Below are 16457 nucleotides of genomic sequence, written 5' to 3'. Positions count from 1 at the left end.
AGTCGGGCGAATTCGCTCGCGGTGCTTTGAAGGCAGCGATCCTTCGCGCCCCCCTCTGTCCTGCCGGACATCTCCCCCACAGGTGGGGAGATTGGCTGTCACCGCGGCTTTCGCCAATCGCTGCCGTCGAAGAATAAGCGCTGTTGACGAAGCTGCTGATCTCCCCCCTTGTGGCCCCTTGTGGGGAGATGTCCGGCAGGACAGAGGGGGGCGCTGTCCCGCCGGCGCAAGAAAGGATTGCAGCCCATGACCGATCTTCCGACCCTGTCCCCCGTCGAAGCCCGTGTCCTCGGCTCGCTGATCGAGAAGAAGGAGCTGACGCCGGACGTCTATCCGCTGACGCTCAACGGCGCGCACCAGGCGGCCAACCAGAAGACGGCGCGCGAGCCGGTGATGGCTCTGGAGCTCACCGAGATCCGGCGGGCGCTGAGCTCGCTCGAGCAGAAGGGCCTGGTGCGCCAGGCCTTCGCCTCGCGCGTCGAGCGCTACGAGCATCTGATGGCGCAGCGCTTTTCGCTGACGACGCCGCAGATCGCGGTCATCGGCCTCTTGCTTCTGCGCGGCGCGCAGACGGCGCATGAATTGCTCGCGCGCTCGGAGCGCATGGCGCGCTTTGCCTCGATCGAGGAGCTGCGCGACAATCTCGACCTGATGATCGGCCGCCGTCCGCCGCTGATCCAATTGCTCGAACGCGCCCCCGGGCAGCGCGAGGAGCGCTATGTTCATTTGCTGAGTGGGCCTGTGGAAGCGGTGACGGCTCCGTGGCAGCCGGCAGCGACATCTTCGGATAGCGATCTCGAAGCGCGCGTGAAAGCGCTCGAGGAAGAGGTCGCGGCATTGCGCGCGAAGATCGACGCGCTGGGCGCCGGATAACAATCCGGCGTATCACCTCCTGTTGTAGATGCCGCTGGCCTCGCCCGTAGGGTCGACGAGCTGCAGTTCCCCTTCGTCCAATTGCCAGCTGAACGAAACCGGCTTCAGGTCTTCAGCGCCAAGTTTCCAGTTTCCGGTGAGGTCCGGCCGGCAGCCATTGAACGATTTGTAGGTTCCCGATCTCGGCGTAAGCACCAGCGTGGAACCGTCCACTCTTGCCGTGCCGGTCATAGACCTCAGCGACTGAACCTGACCGCAGCCTTCGACCAGTGAGGACTGAAACAGGCTGTATTCGGCACGACCGCCGACGCCGAATGTGAAGGTGATGCTGCCGCCGCTTCCCGGCGCGCAATCGCCGAGCGGGTCGCAATACTGGCCGGTTGCGGCCGCAAAACTCCACTGGCCTACGAGCGCCACCGGTATCGGGCCGCGATGCGAGCGGGTCGCCGGCCCGCTTCCCTGGCCGAAGCCGTCGGTGGCTGCCAAGGCCAACGATCCCGCCAGCGCAGCCAGGCCAACAAGCCTCGCCCGCCCCAAACGCGAAAGGCCGGTCAGCATCCTTTGCTCGCCACAAGCTGTTTCAGATAGGTGAGCCGGGTGGAGATGACCTGGTTGGCGATGGCCATCTTGCCGGCAGGCGCCATGCCGCCATATTTCTTTGCCGCTGGGCGCGCGCCTTGAGCCGCCGCATAGTTCGCCGTCAATTGAAGCAATTCCGCGCAGGACATGCCGGCATATTTGGCCTGCTCCTGCGGTGTGATGACACCCGCCTGCGACGCGGCCGCGGAATCGGCGGCCGCCATGGTGCCGAGGCCGATCGCCGCCGAAAGCGGGTTCAACCCGCCGCCGGCCATGGCGCGGACCGCGCCCATCGCAAGGCCGGCCCCCTGAGGGCTTGTGCAGCCGGCGAGAACGAAAAGGCCGACAAGCGACGATATCGGAAAGACAGGTCTCGCGGTCATGGCCGGCGCTCGCCAAGGCGAGGCGGCAGTTTCAGGTCGCGATGGTCGGCTGCGCCTTTGCCGAGCGCGAGAGACAAAAGATAGACGCGAGGATTGAAGCCGGCTGACGACAATTGAGACAGCGTCTTGAACAGTTGCAGGTGATACATCGAACCCCCTTCGATTGTTTCGGAATGCGCTGCCGGCTTTGCCGAAGCGCGCCGCAAACTAGGCGAGGCCGGCGAGGGGCAGCTTGGACGAGGCGGCCCTTAAAGCGGCCAAAACGGCCCTGTATTGACGTTTCGGGAACCTCGGCGCATATCAGCGCGCCTCTGGAGCCGGTTCGTCCACAGCGGGAACCGGGCTCCAAAATTGGCGATGGTCCCGCGGGCCATCCGTCAGAGGCAGGGGGGTGCCGATGACTGCGGCAAGGGGGCCGTCGGCTTCGTTCAGGCTGGTCACGGACATGGTCCCGGAGCGGGATCGTGTCGAGGTCATGCGCGAGGTCTATGGCCGCACGGTGCTGAAGGTCGATCTCGATCCGCTCGACCCGACGCATGTCGATATGCGGGTGCGCGCGCTGCCGGGGCTGGGCATCGCTACGGGCACCTGCTCGGCATTCCGGGTCTATCATTCGACGACGCTGATCGACAGCGACGATCTTGTCCTGCTCGCGGCACTGGACGGCGCAAGCGTGATGAAGCATCGCGGCCGTGAGGAGCCGGTCGGCGGCGGCCACGCGCTGATGATGAGCGGTGAAGAAGTCGGCCTCAACGTCATCCAGCCGGGCGGCATCCGCTTCGTCAATATGAGCTTTTCCCTCAAACAGCTTTCGCCGCTGATCGGCGATCCCTCGATCGCGCTGATGCGGCCGCTACCGACCGGCACCGGAGCGATGCGGCTGCTGATCGACTATGTCCATTCGGTCCAGGATGCGGGCGACGGGCTCAGCCCGGAAGAGCTGCATGTGGCGGCAACGCATATCTTCGATCTGGCGGCGCTTGCCATCGGCGGGACGAGGGACGCGGTGGAAATCGCGCGCGGGCGCGGCGTACGAGTGGCGCGGCTGCGTGCCATCAAGGCAGACATCATCGCCAGAGGCGGCGACCTTTCGGCCGAGGATGTCGCCAGGCGCCACCGGCTTTCCACGCGCTATGTGCGCAAGTTGTTCGAAAGCGACGGCACGTCTTTGTCGGAGTTCATGCTGCGCCAGCGGCTGCTGCACGCGCATCGCATGCTCTGCGACCCGCGCAACGCAGGGCGCAGTATCACCGCGATCGCGTTCGAGGCCGGCTTCAACGACCTCTCCTATTTCAACCGGGCGTTCCGGCGCCGCTATGACGCGACGCCGTCGGATGTCCGTGCCGCCGCTCTCAAGGGTTGACTGCCGAGGGCGACGCCGTTTCCCGCCTCACCCCAATTTCGCGTCCAGCGACACTTTGATCGCGCCCAGCGCCTTCGACACCGGGCATTCGGCCTTGGCCTTCTCGGCCAGCTCCTTGAATTTCGCCGCGTCGATGCCCGGCACCTTGCCGACCAGGGTGATGGCGCTGCCGGTGATGCCGGTGCCGGGCACCAGCGTCACGACCGCCTTGGCGTCGAGCTCGGCGGCCGGCGTGCCGTTCTCGGCCAAAAAATGCGAAAGCTGCATGGCGTAGCAGCCGGCATGGGCGGCGGCGATCAGCTCTTCCGGATTGGTGCCGGACTTGCCGCTCTCGTCCTCGAAACGCGCCTTGAACGAATAGGGCGTGCCCTTCAAGGTGCCGCTCTGGGTGTCGAGCGTGCCCTTGCCCTCTTTCAGATTTCCTTTCCAGACGGCGTTTGCGGTGCGGTCCATGAAGTCCTCCTGGTCTGTTGGGGTTCTCGCCGGCAGGCGCCGGCGTTCCCTGTGACTATAGCGCGAGCGGGCCGGAAGACCATCCATGGCCTGGTATGATTGAGGTCGCGCGACGCGCTTCGAAAATTCTCCAAAAAAGCGCGTGCAAAAATGTCGACTTCCCGTCTGCCCGACCGTCCTGCGGGCGGCCATTCGCGGCCGATGGAGGTTAAGATGGACAATCTGTTTCTTGCGATTTGGGGACGGCCGGGGCGAAAAGGCCGGCGACTCGAAGAGTTCTGGCTGGATCCGCCGGCGCCCGGCTTCGGCCGGCTGGCGGCGGCCATCGCCATCATCGGCGTCGCGGCGTGCCTGCTCGACCATGCGGCGACGGCAAGCAAGACCGACACCGTCGCCTCCTATAAATCATCAACGAAAGGAAGCTCGAAATGAAATATGTCTTGCTGGTCTATGGCGAGGAAAAGGACCTCTTCGCGCTTACCCCGCGGGAATCGGCCAAGCTCGATGCCGATTCGCTCGCCTATGACAGGGAGCTCGACCGGCAAGGCAAGCTGATCGTCGCGCAGGCGCTGCAACCGGTGAAGATGTCGAAGTCGCTCAGGCGGCGCCAAGGCAAACGGCTGGTGACCGACGGCCCCTTCGCCGAGACCAAGGAGCAATTGCTGGGTTTCCTTATGGTCGAGGCGGCGGATCTCGACGAAGCGATGGCGATCGCCGACCGCGTTCCGTTGGCCGAGCTCGGCACCGTCGAGGTCAGGGCGATCTACCAGATACCGGGGTCATAAGCCTGGTATGGATCCGGCGCGGCTGGCGCTGTCCCTTGCGCGATCATATCTTCAGCGTTTCTTCACCTGTCGCAACCGTTGCGTGTTGAAGCAGGGCCGCGCTTCTCTTATTGTCGCCGCGATTTCGGGGGAATTCGGCATGCCTTTCCTGATCGCCATCCTCGGCCTGCTCGGAGCGGCCGCCATCTGGTGGTACCGGCTGAAATATATGAGCGACGCCGCGCGCGAGGTCGCCGATGTCGTCGGACGCGTCCAGGGCAACATCCGCCGCAAGAAATTGCGCAACCAGGCCGCGCTCTCGCCGCTGACGGCGATCGACGATCCGGTGGTGGCGGCGGCGACGCTGATCACCGCGATCGTCTCGGAGCACGGCCCGGTCCTGCCGCAGCGCGAGGCGGTCATCCGCGAGGTGATCGCGCGGATCGCCGAGAATGCGAAGAAGACCGACGAGGCGGTCGTCTACGCCAAATGGGCGGCTTCTCAGGTCGACGACACGACGCTCGTCATCGACAAGCTGGCGCCGTTCCTGCGCGAACGCCTCGATCCGCATGAGCGGGACGACCTGCTAAGGATGCTGAACCGCGTCACGCAGGGCGGCGGGCAGAGCCTCAAGATCGCCGACCAGCGGATGTTGAGGCTGCGGCAGAAGCTGGGCTTCGAAGTGAACTAAAACGCGTCGCGCTGAAGCGGATTCAGGCGACGCGCTTTAGGTCGTTGCTTGATGCATGTCGTTGTCGCAAAACCGAGGTCACTTTTGCGCGACATGCATTAAGCCGAAGCTGCGGCGGCGGGATCGCCTGCCTCACAATTGGCCGAAACGCCTCTCGCCTCGTCACTCTATGTCGAAGGCCTACGCCAATCGGCAAACGCTCAGATCGCCTCGCCCTTCAACAGTCGTGGGGTTTCGCCGGACAGCCCCGAAGCCTGGCGGATGAAGAATTCTTTCAGCCTCGGCATGCGCTCGACCAGCCCGAGGCCGAGATCGCGCACGGCGCGCAGCGGGCCGAGGTCGTTGGAGAACAGCCGATTCAAAACGTCGGTGGTGACGCCCATCTGCAGCGTGTCGAAGCGGCGCCATTGCTGGTAGCGCTCGAGCACGTCGAGCGCGCCGATGTCCTGGCCGAGCCGGTCGGCCTCGACCACGACTTCGGCGAGCGCCGCGACATCCTTGAAGCCGAGATTGAGGCCCTGGCCGGCGATCGGGTGGATGCCGTGCGCGGCGTCGCCGGCCAGCGCGAAGCGCGGCGCGACGAAGGCGCGGGCGAGCGTCAGGCCGAGCGGCCAGGCGCGAGGCTTGTCGGCGACTCGGATCTCGCCGAGCTTCAGGCCGAAGCGCTGCTCCAGATCGTGCTCGAAGACGAACTCGTCGCCGTCGACCAGCGCCTTGGCATCTTGCGTGCGCTCGACCCAGACGATCGACGAGCGGTTGGTGCCATCCTTGTCCGGCTTCAGCGGCAGCGTCGCGAACGGGCCGGCCGGCAGGAAATGCTCTTCGGCGCGGCCATTGTGCGGGCGCTCATGCGCCACCGTGCAGACGATGCCGGACTGGCCGTATTCCCATTTTACGGTCTTGATGCCGGCCATGTCGCGCAGCCTGGAGTTGACGCCGTCTGCGGCGACCAGCAGCCGCGCCTTCAGCGCGGCGCCGTCGGCCAGGTGCACAGTGATGCCGGCGCCGTTCACATCGAAGGCGCTGACCGCCATGCCTTCGATGATGTCGATGCCGAGCTTTTCGGCGCGGCGGCGCAGCGCGCCGTTCAGGTCGCGGTTGGCGACCATGTGGGCGAAAGGCTCGCCGGGCGCCACCTCGCCGTCGAAGGTCAGGAACACCGGACGCACCGGGTCGGCGGCGCGCGAATCGGTGATGATCATTTCAGTGATCGCCTGCGCTTCCGGCGCGATCTCTTCCCAGACGCCGAGCTGCTCCAGCATGCGGCCGGCCGCCGCCGCTATGGCCGAGGCGCGGCCGTCGCGCTGCCAGACGCCGGCGGGGGCCGCGTCGACGACGGCGATGGCGAGGCCCGGCCGCGCCTGCTTCAGCGACACGGCCGCGGTGAGGCCGACATAGCCGGCGCCGGCGATGAGCACGTCGAGAGCTTCGCGCTTTCCATTGGCCCCTGCTCCGTCCGGCTTGCGGTCGACCATGGCATCATCCTTTCACGGCTCCGGCCGGCCGCCGCTTGCGGCCTTGACTGCCCGCACGTCCTGTCCGAAACCGGCCATGGCACATCCTCGAAGGATTTCAAACATGACAGCGGCCATGGACGAGCTTCTCGACATTCTCGACCTCGAACAGCTCGAACACAATCTGTATCGTGGTCGCAGCCCCAAGGTCGACTGGCAGCGCGTGTTCGGCGGACAGACCATCGCCCAGGCGCTGGTCGCCGCGCAGCGCACCGTCGAGCCGGAGCGTCACGTGCATTCGCTGCACGGTTATTTCATGCGGCCGGGCGACACCAAGCTGCCGATCGTCTACGAGGTCGACCGCATCCGCGACGGCGGCTCCTTCACCACGCGCCGGGTCGTTGCGATCCAGCATGGCCAGGCGATCTTCTCGCTGGAGGCTTCCTTCCAGCAGGACGAGGTCGGGCTCGAGCACCAGCTGCCGATGCCGCGCGACGTGCCGGCGCCCGACACGCTGCTCACCCAGCGCGAGCTGCTCGGCAAGTTCGGCGAGGCGGTTCCGGAAGGCATCAGGCGCTACTGGGAGCGCGACCGGCCGATCGAGATGAAGCCGGTGATGCTGAAGCACTACACGAGCCGCGAGAAGCTGGAGCCGCAGCAGAACATCTGGATCCGCACCACCGGCCCGGTGCCGGAAAACCGCGCGACGCAGGCGGCCGTGCTCGCCTACCTCTCCGACATGACGCTGCTCGACACCTCGACCTTCGCGCATGGCCGCGCCATCTTCGACCGCGACATCCAGGCCGCCAGCCTCGACCACGCCATGTGGTTCCACCGCAGCCATTCGCTGGACGACTGGATCCTCTACAACCAGGACAGTCCGTCGACTCAAGGGTCGCGCGGCTTCACCCGCGGCTCGCTGTTCGCGCGGGATGGAACGCTGATCGCCTCGGTCGCCCAGGAAGGCCTCATCCGGCTCAAACGCTGAGCCGGCTTCAAAGTCTGCCTGCTAAACGAGCTTTTTTGATTTTATGCCTATTTTATAGGCAATGGCTCCGCCATGCCTGTGCGCGAATGATGTGCACCGGCCGCCCATTCTGTTTGTTTACAACAGGTTAACACCCTGCTTCGGCAACTGGCACGGAGCTTGAATCCTATGGGACACTCTCCGGCTCTCCTCGGGATCGGTGAAGGTGTGCAAACGCGGGGGACCGCAACAGCAAAGGGTGAAACCTTATGAAAATCGTGATGGCAATCATCAAGCCGTTCAAGCTCGACGAGGTGCGCGAAGCGCTCACCGCCGTCGGCATCCAGGGCCTGACCGTCACCGAGGTCAAAGGCTACGGGCGTCAGAAGGGGCATACGGAAATCTATCGCGGCGCGGAATACGCGGTCAGCTTCCTGCCCAAGATCAAGATCGAGGTCGCCGTCGGCGCCGACATGGTCGACAAGGCCGTCGAAGCCATCACCGCGGCCGCCAAGACCGGTCAGATCGGCGACGGCAAGATCTTCGTCTTCGGCATCGACCAGGCGGTACGCATCCGCACCGGCGAAACAGACACCGACGCGCTCTAAGCGGCGACCATCCATTCCAACGGAGAGTTCAATGAATATTCCTTCCACCTTGAAGACGACGGGACGCGCGGCCGCTTCGCTCGCGCTCGTGGCCATGAGCACCGTCGCCGCCATCGCGCAGGAAGCCGCCCCGGCAGCCACCGCCGCGGCGCCCGCCGCGCCGGCACCGGCGCTCGACACCGGCAACACCGCCTGGATGCTCACCTCGACGGCGCTGGTGCTGATGATGACCATCCCGGGCCTGGCGCTGTTCTACGGCGGCATGGTGCGTAAGAAGAACGTGCTCGCCACCATCATGCAGAGCTTCGCCATCACCTGCCTGGTGACCGTGCTGTGGTTCATGTTCGGCTATTCGCTGGCCTTCACGACCAATGAATCCGCCAGCTTGAATGCTTATATCGGCGGCTTCTCGCGGTTCTTCCACCATGGCATCACCGTCTCGACGCTTTGGCTGCCGGGTGTCTCGAACATCCCCGAGTTCGTCTTCTCGATGTTCCAGATGACCTTCGCCATCATCACGCCGGCGCTGATCGCCGGCGCCTTCGCCGAGCGTATGAAATTCTCGGCGCTGCTAATCTTCATGGGCTTGTGGCTGGTCTTCGTCTATGCGCCGATCGCGCACTGGGTGTGGGGCGGCGGCTTCCTTGGCGCGGCCGGCGTGCTCGACTTCGCCGGCGGCACGGTCGTCCACATCAACGCCGGTGTCGCGGGCCTGGTCTGCGCGCTGGTTCTCGGAAAGCGCGAAGGCTACGGCACCACCAACATGGCGCCGCACAACCTGGTCTATTCCGTCATCGGCGCCTCGCTGCTGTGGGTCGGCTGGTTCGGCTTCAACGCCGGTTCGGAACTCGCCGCAGACGGCCTCGCGGGTGCTGCCATGATGAACACCCAGGTCGCCACCGCCGCGGCGGCGCTGGCCTGGATGTTCGCCGAATGGATCGTCGCCAAGAAGCCTTCGGTTCTCGGCATCATCTCGGGCGCCGTCGCCGGCCTCGTCGCGGTGACGCCGGCTTCCGGCTTCGTCAACCCGACCGGCGCCTTCATCGTCGGCATCATCGCCGGCGTGGTCTGCTACCTCTCGGCGGTCAAGCTCAAGCATGCGCTCGGCTATGACGACTCGCTCGATGCCTTCGGCGTGCATGGCATCGGCGGTATCGTCGGCGCCCTGCTCACCGGCGCGCTGGCCGATCCGGCCATCAACGCCCTTGGCAAGGACGCTTCGGTGGGCAAGCAGCTCTACGGCATCGTCTTTACCATCCTGTGGACGGCGATCGCCACCTTCGTGATCCTCTACATCGTCAAGGCCCTGGTCGGCCTGCGTCCGTCGACCCAGGAAGAGGTGGAAGGCCTCGACGTCACCCAGCACGGCGAAGTGGTGCCGTAAGGCCGTCTTCGTCAGGGCCGGCGGATCCTCCTCCCGCCGGCCCGAATTCCTCCCAAGATCCCGTCGTGACGCTCCCGAAAGGGGCTCACGCCTTGAGGCCCGGAACAACCTTCCGGGCCTCTTTTTTGTTCGGCGCCTGCCAGGCGAAGTTTCGATCACATTCACTTGATCGAGCCTGGGTGAAACATCGACCTTCCAGATTCCGTAATGGGAAAGCGAGCGTCATCCAGGCGCCCGCCAAACAAGAGGGAAGGAACCAACTGATGAACATCAAGAATATCTTCCTGGGAGCAATGGCTCTTTCGATGATCAGCGGCGTTGCACTTGCCGGTGCTCTCGATGAGCCGGCCAACATGGCCCCGTTCTTCACTGATTCCAGCATGAAGACGATGAAGTCCGAGGCCGACTTCAAAGCAGCCTGGGCGGCGATGCCCAAGGACAAGCAGGACATGATGATGAAGGAATGCCAGGACGCGGCGATGAGCAAGCCTCACGCCGAGTTCTGCGGCAATCTGGTAACCTACGCCGGCAACAGGTGATTTGCGGCACGTCGGGTCCGTTAGGGCCCGATCGCTTCGTCATTTCAAGGCACAGGGTGGCGGGCCGCGAGGCCTGCCATCTTTGTTCGAGCCGAGGCCCGGTAAAGGGCCATGGTTAATGCGGCCTTAACCTTCCCCCCGATAGTCTGGCGTTCGAATCTGCCGGAATGCGCCATGCGCCCGGCCAGGCAACGATCACGGGGAAGAGCATGCGTTCAGGCGCCTCAGCACCGCTCGCGCTGACCGATACGGGGCACGGCATCCAGGCATTCGCGCGGCGCCAGGTCGGGCGGCTGGTCGGCGCCGGGCTGTTCCTGTTCACCGCCTTCGGCATCGCGGCCTTGGCCACATGGAACGTCGCCGATCCGAGCTTCTCGCACGCCACCAGCAATGTCGTCACCAACGCCATGGGTTATGCCGGCGCGGTGTTCTCCGACCTCGCCATGCAGTTCTTCGGCCTTGCCGCCGTCGCCGGGCTGGTGCCGGCGGTGATCTGGGGCTTCCTTTTGTTTTCCGCGCGCGGGGTCGACAAATTGCCGAAGCGCGGCTTCGCGTGGTTCGGCTTTGCGCTTCTCGCCGCGGCCATCGCCGGCTGCGTGACGCCGCCAAACACCTGGCCGCTGCCCACCGGCCTCGGCGGCGTGTTCGGCGACATGGTGCTGAAAATCCCGGGCATCGCGGTCGGCGGTTATCCGAAAGGCCTGTTCGCCAGCATCATAGCGGTCATCCTCGCAGCGCCGATGTTGTGGCTGTTCGCCTACGGCTCGGCGCTGATCGCGCGCAAGAACGGCTTTGCCGTCATGGAGCGCGCCGCCCGGCCCGATCCGCGCGAGCAGGACGAGATGCTGTTCGACGAGGATGAGGACGAAGGCGACGAAGGAATACTGGCGCTCGGCGCCATCACCCATTGGTGGCTGTCGTTCCGCGCCTTCCTGCATCGCCGCGCCGAGCGCCGCAGGCGGGAGCGCGACGAATTCGAGCCGCCGATGGAGCCCAAGGCCAGCGCCTGGCGGCGCGCCGCCGAGCGGGTCGAATCGGCCGAGTTCGCCGAAGCCCGCATGAGCCCCGGCGGCCGCGCCCGCGTCGAGCCGGAATTCTTCGCCGCCATGGTCAATGACCGAAGCGTTTCAGTCGATCCGGCCGACCAGGATATCTTCGACGACGAACAGGACGAAGACGTCTACCTCGACGATTTCGACGACGAAGCGCCCGCCCAGCGGCGCGGCGCAGGCGCCAAGGTGCAGAATTTCCGCTCCGATGCTGCCACCCGCGTCGCCGCGCCGGCGGCGCGACCGGTGCCGGGCGCGCGCGTCCAGCGCGAGGCGCAGACCTCGCTGATCGGTTCCGACATGTTCGAGATGCCGTCGCTGCATTTCCTGTCCGAGCCGAAGAACGTCGCCAAGGATCCAAGCCTGTCGAAGGACGCGCTGGAGCAGAACGCGCGCCTGCTCGAAGGCGTGCTGGAGGATTTCGGCGTCAAGGGCGAGATCATCCATGTCCGCCCCGGTCCCGTCGTCACGCTCTACGAGCTGGAGCCGGCGCCCGGCATCAAGTCCTCGCGCGTCATCGGCCTTTCCGACGATATCGCCCGCTCGATGAGCGCGATCGCCTGCCGCGTCGCCGTCGTGCCCGGCCGCAACGCCATCGGCATCGAGCTGCCCAACGCCAAGCGCGAGACGGTCTATCTCAGAGAGATCATGGCCAGCCGCGATTTCGAGACGACCAAGGCGAAGCTCGCGCTGGCGCTGGGCAAGACCATCAATGGCGAGGCGGTCATCGTCGACATCGCCAAAATGCCGCACGTGCTGGTCGCCGGCACCACCGGCTCGGGCAAGTCGGTCGCCATCAACACCATGATCCTTTCGCTGCTCTACAGGCTGACGCCGCAGGAATGCCGGCTGATCATGATCGACCCGAAGATGCTCGAACTCTCGGTCTATGACGGCATCCCGCATCTGCTTACGCCGGTCGTCACCGATCCCAAGAAGGCTGTCGTCGCGTTGAAATGGACGGTGCGCGAGATGGAGGACCGCTATCGCAAGATGTCCAAGGTCGGCGTGCGCAACATCGACGGCTTTAACGCGCGCGTCCAACAGGCCGAGAAGAAGGGCGAAAAGATCTCGCGCACGGTGCAGACCGGCTTCGACCGCCAGACCGGCGAGGCGATCTACGAGACCGAGGATCTCGATCTCGAGCCGATGCCCTATATCGTGGTCATTATCGACGAGATGGCCGACCTGATGATGGTGGCCGGCAAGGATATCGAGGGCGCGGTGCAGCGCCTGGCGCAGATGGCGCGCGCAGCCGGCATCCATGTCATCATGGCGACGCAGCGCCCGTCCGTCGACGTCATCACCGGCACCATCAAGGCCAATTTCCCGACCCGCATCTCCTTCCAGGTGACGTCGAAGATCGACAGCCGCACGATCCTTGGCGAGCAGGGCGCCGAGCAGCTGCTCGGCATGGGCGACATGCTCTACATGGCCGGCGGCGGCCGCATCCAGCGCGTGCATGGCCCGTTCGTGTCGGACGACGAGGTCGAGAAGGTCGTCGGGCATCTGAAGCTGCAGGGCGTGCCGGAATATCTCGACGCCATCACCGAGGATGACGAGGAAGACGACGAGGACGGTCCGTCGGGCAAGGGCGGCCCCGGCGGCGGTGGCGGCGGCAATTTCGAGGATTCCGACGATCCTTACGACCAGGCCGTGGCGGTGGTGCTGCGCGACGGCAAGGCCTCGACCAGCTACATCCAGCGCCGGCTCGGCATCGGCTACAACCGCGCCGCCTCGATCATCGAGAAGATGGAGAAGGAAGGCATTGTCGGCCCGGCCAACCATGCCGGCAAACGCGAAATACTGGTGCCAACCGAAGAGGACAAGTTCTAGGGTTTGTCGAGATTCAGGTGAGGCCGGCCTGCAAATGGCGGCTTCCTGCGCTTCCGGTGCTCACGTACGAAAAGTACGCTCCGCTCCGGTCTTCGCCGGCCGAAGCTCTCATAAGTGTCTCCGCTCTATGAAGGCGACGGTCGGCGTAGGCCGGTTCTCGGAAGTCACCATTTTCGTCTCGGCCTGACCTGAATCTCGACAAGCCCTGGCCCGGCGAGACGCCGAAACGGGTCAGCAAGCAACTTGAAATCACCTTGTGCGTTTGTGCGATGGGCTGTCGCCCGCGCATATCCGACGGACCTGTCGCGCCCGCCAAACTTAAGCCCTAGTGGGAGTCCAGAAACTGCGACGACACGAATCACAGGAAGCGACCGGCATGAAGACCCAGACAGAATTCGCCATCACCCGCCGCCAGGTCCTCGGCCTCGGCCTGATGCTTGGCGGAGCCGCCGCTCTCAACCTCGTCCCGGGCTACCAGCTGGTGGCCGCGGCGCAGGCCGCCGTGCCGCCGGCGGCGCAGAAGATCGCCGACCATTTCTCCTCGGTGAAGTCGATGAGCGGCGAGTTCGTCCAGTTCGGCCCGAAAGGCGAGCAGACCGGCGGCAAGTTCTTCCTCGAACGCCCGGGCAAGATCCGCTTCAACTATGACGGATCCTCGAACTTCCGCGTCATCTCCGACGGCAAGTCGGTGGTGATCCTCAACAAGAAGCTCAACACCTCCGACCTCTATCCGCTGTCGAAGACGCCGCTGAAGCTGCTGCTCGACGACCGGATCGATCTCTCCGGCGGGCGCGTCAAGGCCATCAAGGAAGAGGACGACCTGACCACCATCAAGCTTTCCGACAAGTCGGTCTTCGGCAATGCGATGATCACCATGATGTTCGACCCGAAGACCTATGATCTGCGCCAGTGGACGATCACCGATGCTCAAGGCAAGGACACCACGGTGATGATCTTCAACACCAAGGAAGGCGTCAGCTTCCCGCCGGACACGTTTGCCATCGACTATACCGCGAACCGCGAGCTGAATACGAAAACCAGATAAGCTCTTTCTCCCCGTTTACGAGGAGAGATGCCCGGCAGAGCAAAGAGGGGCAGCGCTGACCTTAGCCGTTGTCGCTAGCTTGTTTTTGTCGCGCTTGGCTGGCACTAGTGCGGCGACTTTCGCCGTCCTGGACTCCGCCGCATGCCCTTCACAATCGCCACCTGGAACATCAACTCCGTGCGCCTGCGCATGCCGATCGTCGAGCGGCTCCTGAAAGAGCACGCGCCCGACGTGCTGTGCCTGCAGGAGACCAAGGTTCCCGACGAGCTGTTCCCGGAAAAAGCCTTCCGCAAGGCGGGCTACGAGCACATCCTGTTCCACGGCCAGAAGGGCTATCACGGCGTCGCCACCGTCGCCCGCCGTCCGATCGAGCTGGTCGAGAAGCGGCGGTTCTGCGAGATCGACGACAGCCGGCATCTGTCGGTCAGGGTGCAGGCGGGCGGCAAGTCGGTGCTGGTGCACAATTTCTACGTGCCGGCCGGCGGCGATGAGCCGGATCCGGAGATCAACCGCAAATTCCGGCACAAGCTCGATTTCGTCCATGAGATGAACGCCATGCCGGCGAGCCAGGACGAGCTATCCGCGTCGATTCTGGTCGGCGACCTGAACATCGCGCCGCAGGAGCATGACGTCTGGTCGCACAAGCAATTGCTCAACGTTGTCAGCCATACGCCGGTCGAGACGACAAATTTCGAGGCGATGCGCGAGGCCGGCGGCTGGGTCGACCTGATGCGGCTCAACGTGCCCGCCGAGCAGAAACTCTACACCTGGTGGAGCTACCGCGCGAAGGACTGGGAAGCCTCCAACAGGGGGCGCAGGCTCGATCACGTGTGGTCGTCAGCCAATCTGGTGCCGACCTTCACCGGCTACGAGATCCTGCAGGCGGCGCGCGGCTGGGAGAAGCCGTCCGATCATGTGCCGGTTATTGCGCGGTTCGACCTGGATTAGCGTGGGACGGCGGGAGGGGCGCCTGCTTTGCGGTCGTCATCTAGGGCGGAGCAAGGAGCGAAGCGACGCGCGCAGACCCTAGAATGACGAAGGCGCTCTCTGGCCGACGCCTACCGCTAACCCGTAAACCGCGGCGCCAATTCCTCGATGCGGGCGATCATCTGCTGAAATTCCTCCAGGATGCGCGCGTGCAGTTGCACGGCGAGGTCCGGATACTCCTCCAGGATGCGGCGGAACATCTTGCGGCTCAGCCGGATCACTTCCGAATCGACCGCAGCGGAGGCGCTGGTCAGCCGGTTGGTGTCGGCGATCAGCGCCAGTTCGCTCAGCATGGTGCCCGGGCCTGCCGTACCGATCGGGACGCGTTCACCGCCCAGCTCCCGATAGAGTGCGATCAAACCGCTGACTACAATGTAGGCAGAGTCAGCGACGTCGTCCTCGCGGTAGAGCTTATGATCGGCCTGGAGCACAGTGGTCTCGGCGCCGAAGGCGAGCAGGCGCAGCTGTTCCTGCGTGAAGCCCTGGAAAAGCTTCACGCTGGACAGGATTTGGATGTCGTCATCCAGCGCCATCCTAGCTGTGTCCCCGAGCGGTCAGTCCAGTCCCTCCTTTGGAGCGGCGCGCCCTCCTGGGCGCGCGAGAAACGCTCCACCGTGCATCGTGCGATGCGTGCAACGAGCCGATCCATCACCCTCCAGCACCAGGATCGCACCCGAAGCGGTCCCGCCCCGACCGCTCATTCCGTTTGTTTCGGCGCAATTCCGGACGGAAAACCGCCTCACACTTTTCCTGGAATTGCTCTAGATCATGAATGTTTAAGGAACCAGCTTGTAGCCGCCGCTTTCTGTCACAAGAATTTCGGCATTGGAAGGATCGCGCTCGATCTTCTGGCGCAACCGGTAGACATGGGTCTCCAGCGTGTGCGTGGTGACGCCGGAATTGTAGCCCCAGACCTCTTCCAACAGCACGTCGCGCGTCACCACCTTCTGGTCGGCGCGGTAGAGATACTTGATGATCGAGGCTTCCTTCTCGGTCAGCCGCACCTTGGCGCCGCGCGGATCGATCAGCAGCTTCTGGCTGGGCTTGAACGTATAGGGGCCTACCGAGAAGGTCGCGTCCTCGCTCTGCTCATGCTGGCGAAGCTGGGCGCGGATGCGGGCTAACAGCACGGCGAAGCGGAAAGGCTTGGTCACATAATCGTTGGCGCCGGCCTCGAGACCCAGAATCGTGTCGGAATCGGTGTCATGGCCAGTCAGCATGATGATCGGCGCCTTGTAGCCGCCCTTGCGCAGGATTTTCACCGCCTCGCGGCCATCCATGTCGGGCAGGCCGACATCCATGATGAGCAGGTCGACGACGCCGCCGCGCGCCGCGGCAACGCCTTTTGCGGCGGTCGATTCCTGCTGGACGTCGAATTCTTCGTAGAGCGCCAGTTGCTCGACCAGGGTGGCGCGCAGGTCGTCGTCATCATCGACGATCAGGATGGTGCGTGATGTCATGGATCAATCCGTTGTTTTAAAA

The 16457-nt window shown here is 64.5% G+C and carries 19 protein-coding genes; 12 read left to right on the top strand and 7 right to left on the bottom strand.

The genetic code is table 11. The features are described from left to right. Positions 1–246: 246 nt before the first annotated feature. Positions 247–873, top strand: coding sequence for a DUF480 domain-containing protein (locus tag FJ417_RS26865; protein ID WP_140658653.1), 627 nt, complete (start codon positions 247–249; stop codon positions 871–873). Positions 874–885: 12 nt separating this feature from the next. On the opposite strand, the gene FJ417_RS26860 is transcribed toward FJ417_RS26865, so the two are convergent. The 3 genes from FJ417_RS26860 to FJ417_RS26850 all read right to left on the bottom strand — a co-directional run bounded on the left by FJ417_RS26860 (position 886) and on the right by FJ417_RS26850 (position 1984). Next, positions 886–1359 carry a hypothetical protein gene (locus FJ417_RS26860; RefSeq protein ID WP_181183309.1) on the bottom strand — a complete coding sequence of 158 codons (474 nt, stop codon included), beginning with the start codon at positions 1357–1359 and terminating at the stop codon, positions 886–888. A 65-nt stretch (positions 1360–1424) separates the two neighbouring features. Then, entirely contained in the window at positions 1425–1835 is a 411-nt protein-coding gene (locus tag FJ417_RS26855; RefSeq protein WP_140785515.1) for a hypothetical protein, read from the bottom strand. After that, positions 1832–1984 carry a hypothetical protein gene (locus FJ417_RS26850; protein WP_140658655.1) on the bottom strand — a complete coding sequence of 51 codons (153 nt, stop codon included), beginning with the start codon at positions 1982–1984 and terminating at the stop codon, positions 1832–1834. Before FJ417_RS26850 ends, FJ417_RS26855 begins: the two co-directional genes overlap by 4 nt. Positions 1985–2232: 248 nt before the next feature. Between FJ417_RS26850 and FJ417_RS26845 the strand changes: the two genes are divergently transcribed. Then, positions 2233–3198, top strand: coding sequence for an AraC family transcriptional regulator (locus FJ417_RS26845; protein ID WP_140785514.1), 966 nt, complete (start codon positions 2233–2235; stop codon positions 3196–3198). 27 nt (positions 3199–3225) lie between these two features. Here FJ417_RS26845 and FJ417_RS26840 read toward each other — a convergent pair whose 3' ends face one another. Beyond that, on the bottom strand, positions 3226–3651 hold the full coding sequence (locus FJ417_RS26840; RefSeq protein WP_140785513.1) for an OsmC family protein: 426 nt from the start codon (positions 3649–3651) through the stop codon (positions 3226–3228). A 213-nt stretch (positions 3652–3864) separates the two neighbouring features. Here FJ417_RS26840 and FJ417_RS26835 point away from each other — a divergent pair, with 213 nt between their 5' ends. The 3 genes from FJ417_RS26835 to FJ417_RS26825 all read left to right on the top strand — a co-directional run bounded on the left by FJ417_RS26835 (position 3865) and on the right by FJ417_RS26825 (position 5106). Beyond that, the gene (locus FJ417_RS26835; RefSeq protein ID WP_140646053.1) at positions 3865–4083 is read left to right on the top strand and encodes a hypothetical protein; all 219 of its coding nucleotides are present in this window, start codon (positions 3865–3867) and stop codon (positions 4081–4083) included. Further along, positions 4080–4436, top strand: a complete 357-nt coding sequence (locus FJ417_RS26830; protein ID WP_140785512.1) for a YciI family protein — start codon at positions 4080–4082, stop codon at positions 4434–4436. The genes FJ417_RS26835 and FJ417_RS26830 overlap by 4 nt, the downstream gene beginning before the upstream one ends. A gap of 139 nt (positions 4437–4575) precedes the next feature. Further along, positions 4576–5106 carry a hypothetical protein gene (locus FJ417_RS26825; protein ID WP_140785511.1) on the top strand — a complete coding sequence of 177 codons (531 nt, stop codon included), beginning with the start codon at positions 4576–4578 and terminating at the stop codon, positions 5104–5106. 200 nt (positions 5107–5306) lie between these two features. Here the strand turns inward: FJ417_RS26825 and FJ417_RS26820 are convergent, their stop codons facing one another. Then, positions 5307–6581: a ubiquinone biosynthesis hydroxylase gene (locus FJ417_RS26820; RefSeq protein WP_140785510.1), complete on the bottom strand. Its 1275-nt coding sequence runs from the start codon at positions 6579–6581 to the stop codon at positions 5307–5309. A 103-nt stretch (positions 6582–6684) separates the two neighbouring features. On the opposite strand from FJ417_RS26820, the gene tesB reads away from it, so the two are divergent. The 7 genes from tesB to xth all read left to right on the top strand — a co-directional run bounded on the left by tesB (position 6685) and on the right by xth (position 14936). Next, on the top strand, positions 6685–7548 hold the full coding sequence (gene tesB / locus FJ417_RS26815) for an acyl-CoA thioesterase II (RefSeq protein WP_140646056.1): 864 nt from the start codon (positions 6685–6687) through the stop codon (positions 7546–7548). Between the two features lie 248 nt (positions 7549–7796). Next, a complete protein-coding gene (locus tag FJ417_RS26810) occupies positions 7797–8135 on the top strand; it encodes a P-II family nitrogen regulator (RefSeq protein WP_006327120.1) in 339 nt (112 codons plus the stop codon). Positions 8136–8229: 94 nt separating this feature from the next. Then, complete coding sequence (locus tag FJ417_RS26805) at positions 8230–9519, top strand: ammonium transporter (RefSeq protein ID WP_281405341.1); 1290 nt, start codon at positions 8230–8232, stop codon at positions 9517–9519. A 263-nt stretch (positions 9520–9782) separates the two neighbouring features. Next, positions 9783–10058, top strand: coding sequence for a hypothetical protein (locus tag FJ417_RS26800; RefSeq protein ID WP_140658660.1), 276 nt, complete (start codon positions 9783–9785; stop codon positions 10056–10058). 209 nt (positions 10059–10267) lie between these two features. Beyond that, a complete protein-coding gene (locus tag FJ417_RS26795) occupies positions 10268–12943 on the top strand; it encodes a DNA translocase FtsK (RefSeq protein WP_140785509.1) in 2676 nt (891 codons plus the stop codon). 376 nt (positions 12944–13319) lie between these two features. Continuing rightward, positions 13320–13988 (top strand): outer membrane lipoprotein carrier protein LolA, encoded by a 669-nt coding sequence (locus FJ417_RS26790; RefSeq protein ID WP_140646060.1) that lies wholly within the window; start codon positions 13320–13322, stop codon positions 13986–13988. A gap of 141 nt (positions 13989–14129) precedes the next feature. Then, complete coding sequence (xth, locus tag FJ417_RS26785; protein WP_140785508.1) at positions 14130–14936, top strand: exodeoxyribonuclease III; 807 nt, start codon at positions 14130–14132, stop codon at positions 14934–14936. A 116-nt stretch (positions 14937–15052) separates the two neighbouring features. Here xth and FJ417_RS26780 read toward each other — a convergent pair whose 3' ends face one another. Further along, entirely contained in the window at positions 15053–15508 is a 456-nt protein-coding gene (locus tag FJ417_RS26780) for a cyclic nucleotide-binding domain-containing protein (RefSeq protein ID WP_140646062.1), read from the bottom strand. 243 nt (positions 15509–15751) lie between these two features. After that, complete coding sequence (locus FJ417_RS26770) at positions 15752–16435, bottom strand: response regulator transcription factor (RefSeq protein ID WP_040991447.1); 684 nt, start codon at positions 16433–16435, stop codon at positions 15752–15754. Positions 16436–16457: the final 22 nt, after the last annotated feature.

Origin of the sequence: Mesorhizobium sp. B3-1-7 (assembly GCF_006439385.1) — a bacterium.
In the GTDB taxonomy this organism is placed as follows: domain Bacteria; phylum Pseudomonadota; class Alphaproteobacteria; order Rhizobiales; family Rhizobiaceae; genus Mesorhizobium.
The sequence above is the reverse complement of the archived record's forward strand: the minus strand, read 5'-3'. Positions and strand labels throughout refer to the sequence as shown.

What these genes read in the sequence shown, in the direction of transcription:
- FJ417_RS26865 (WP_140658653.1), top strand. Translation starts at nt 247, where the DNA reads ATGACCGATCTTCCGACCCTGTCCCCCGTCGAAGCCCGTGTCCTCGGC.
- FJ417_RS26855 (WP_140785515.1), bottom strand. Translation starts at nt 1,835, where the DNA reads ATGACCGCGAGACCTGTCTTTCCGATATCGTCGCTTGTCGGCCTTTTC.
- FJ417_RS26850 (WP_140658655.1), bottom strand. Translation starts at nt 1,984, where the DNA reads ATGTATCACCTGCAACTGTTCAAGACGCTGTCTCAATTGTCGTCAGCC.
- FJ417_RS26845 (WP_140785514.1), top strand. Translation starts at nt 2,233, where the DNA reads ATGACTGCGGCAAGGGGGCCGTCGGCTTCGTTCAGGCTGGTCACGGAC.
- FJ417_RS26840 (WP_140785513.1), bottom strand. Translation starts at nt 3,651, where the DNA reads ATGGACCGCACCGCAAACGCCGTCTGGAAAGGAAATCTGAAAGAGGGC.
- FJ417_RS26835 (WP_140646053.1), top strand. Translation starts at nt 3,865, where the DNA reads ATGGACAATCTGTTTCTTGCGATTTGGGGACGGCCGGGGCGAAAAGGC.
- FJ417_RS26830 (WP_140785512.1), top strand. Translation starts at nt 4,080, where the DNA reads ATGAAATATGTCTTGCTGGTCTATGGCGAGGAAAAGGACCTCTTCGCG.
- FJ417_RS26825 (WP_140785511.1), top strand. Translation starts at nt 4,576, where the DNA reads ATGCCTTTCCTGATCGCCATCCTCGGCCTGCTCGGAGCGGCCGCCATC.
- FJ417_RS26820 (WP_140785510.1), bottom strand. Translation starts at nt 6,581, where the DNA reads ATGGTCGACCGCAAGCCGGACGGAGCAGGGGCCAATGGAAAGCGCGAA.
- tesB (WP_140646056.1), top strand. Translation starts at nt 6,685, where the DNA reads ATGACAGCGGCCATGGACGAGCTTCTCGACATTCTCGACCTCGAACAG.
- FJ417_RS26810 (WP_006327120.1), top strand. Translation starts at nt 7,797, where the DNA reads ATGAAAATCGTGATGGCAATCATCAAGCCGTTCAAGCTCGACGAGGTG.
- FJ417_RS26805 (WP_281405341.1), top strand. Translation starts at nt 8,230, where the DNA reads ATGAGCACCGTCGCCGCCATCGCGCAGGAAGCCGCCCCGGCAGCCACC.
- FJ417_RS26800 (WP_140658660.1), top strand. Translation starts at nt 9,783, where the DNA reads ATGAACATCAAGAATATCTTCCTGGGAGCAATGGCTCTTTCGATGATC.
- FJ417_RS26795 (WP_140785509.1), top strand. Translation starts at nt 10,268, where the DNA reads ATGCGTTCAGGCGCCTCAGCACCGCTCGCGCTGACCGATACGGGGCAC.
- FJ417_RS26790 (WP_140646060.1), top strand. Translation starts at nt 13,320, where the DNA reads ATGAAGACCCAGACAGAATTCGCCATCACCCGCCGCCAGGTCCTCGGC.
- xth (WP_140785508.1), top strand. Translation starts at nt 14,130, where the DNA reads ATGCCCTTCACAATCGCCACCTGGAACATCAACTCCGTGCGCCTGCGC.
- FJ417_RS26780 (WP_140646062.1), bottom strand. Translation starts at nt 15,508, where the DNA reads ATGGCGCTGGATGACGACATCCAAATCCTGTCCAGCGTGAAGCTTTTC.
- FJ417_RS26770 (WP_040991447.1), bottom strand. Translation starts at nt 16,435, where the DNA reads ATGACATCACGCACCATCCTGATCGTCGATGATGACGACGACCTGCGC.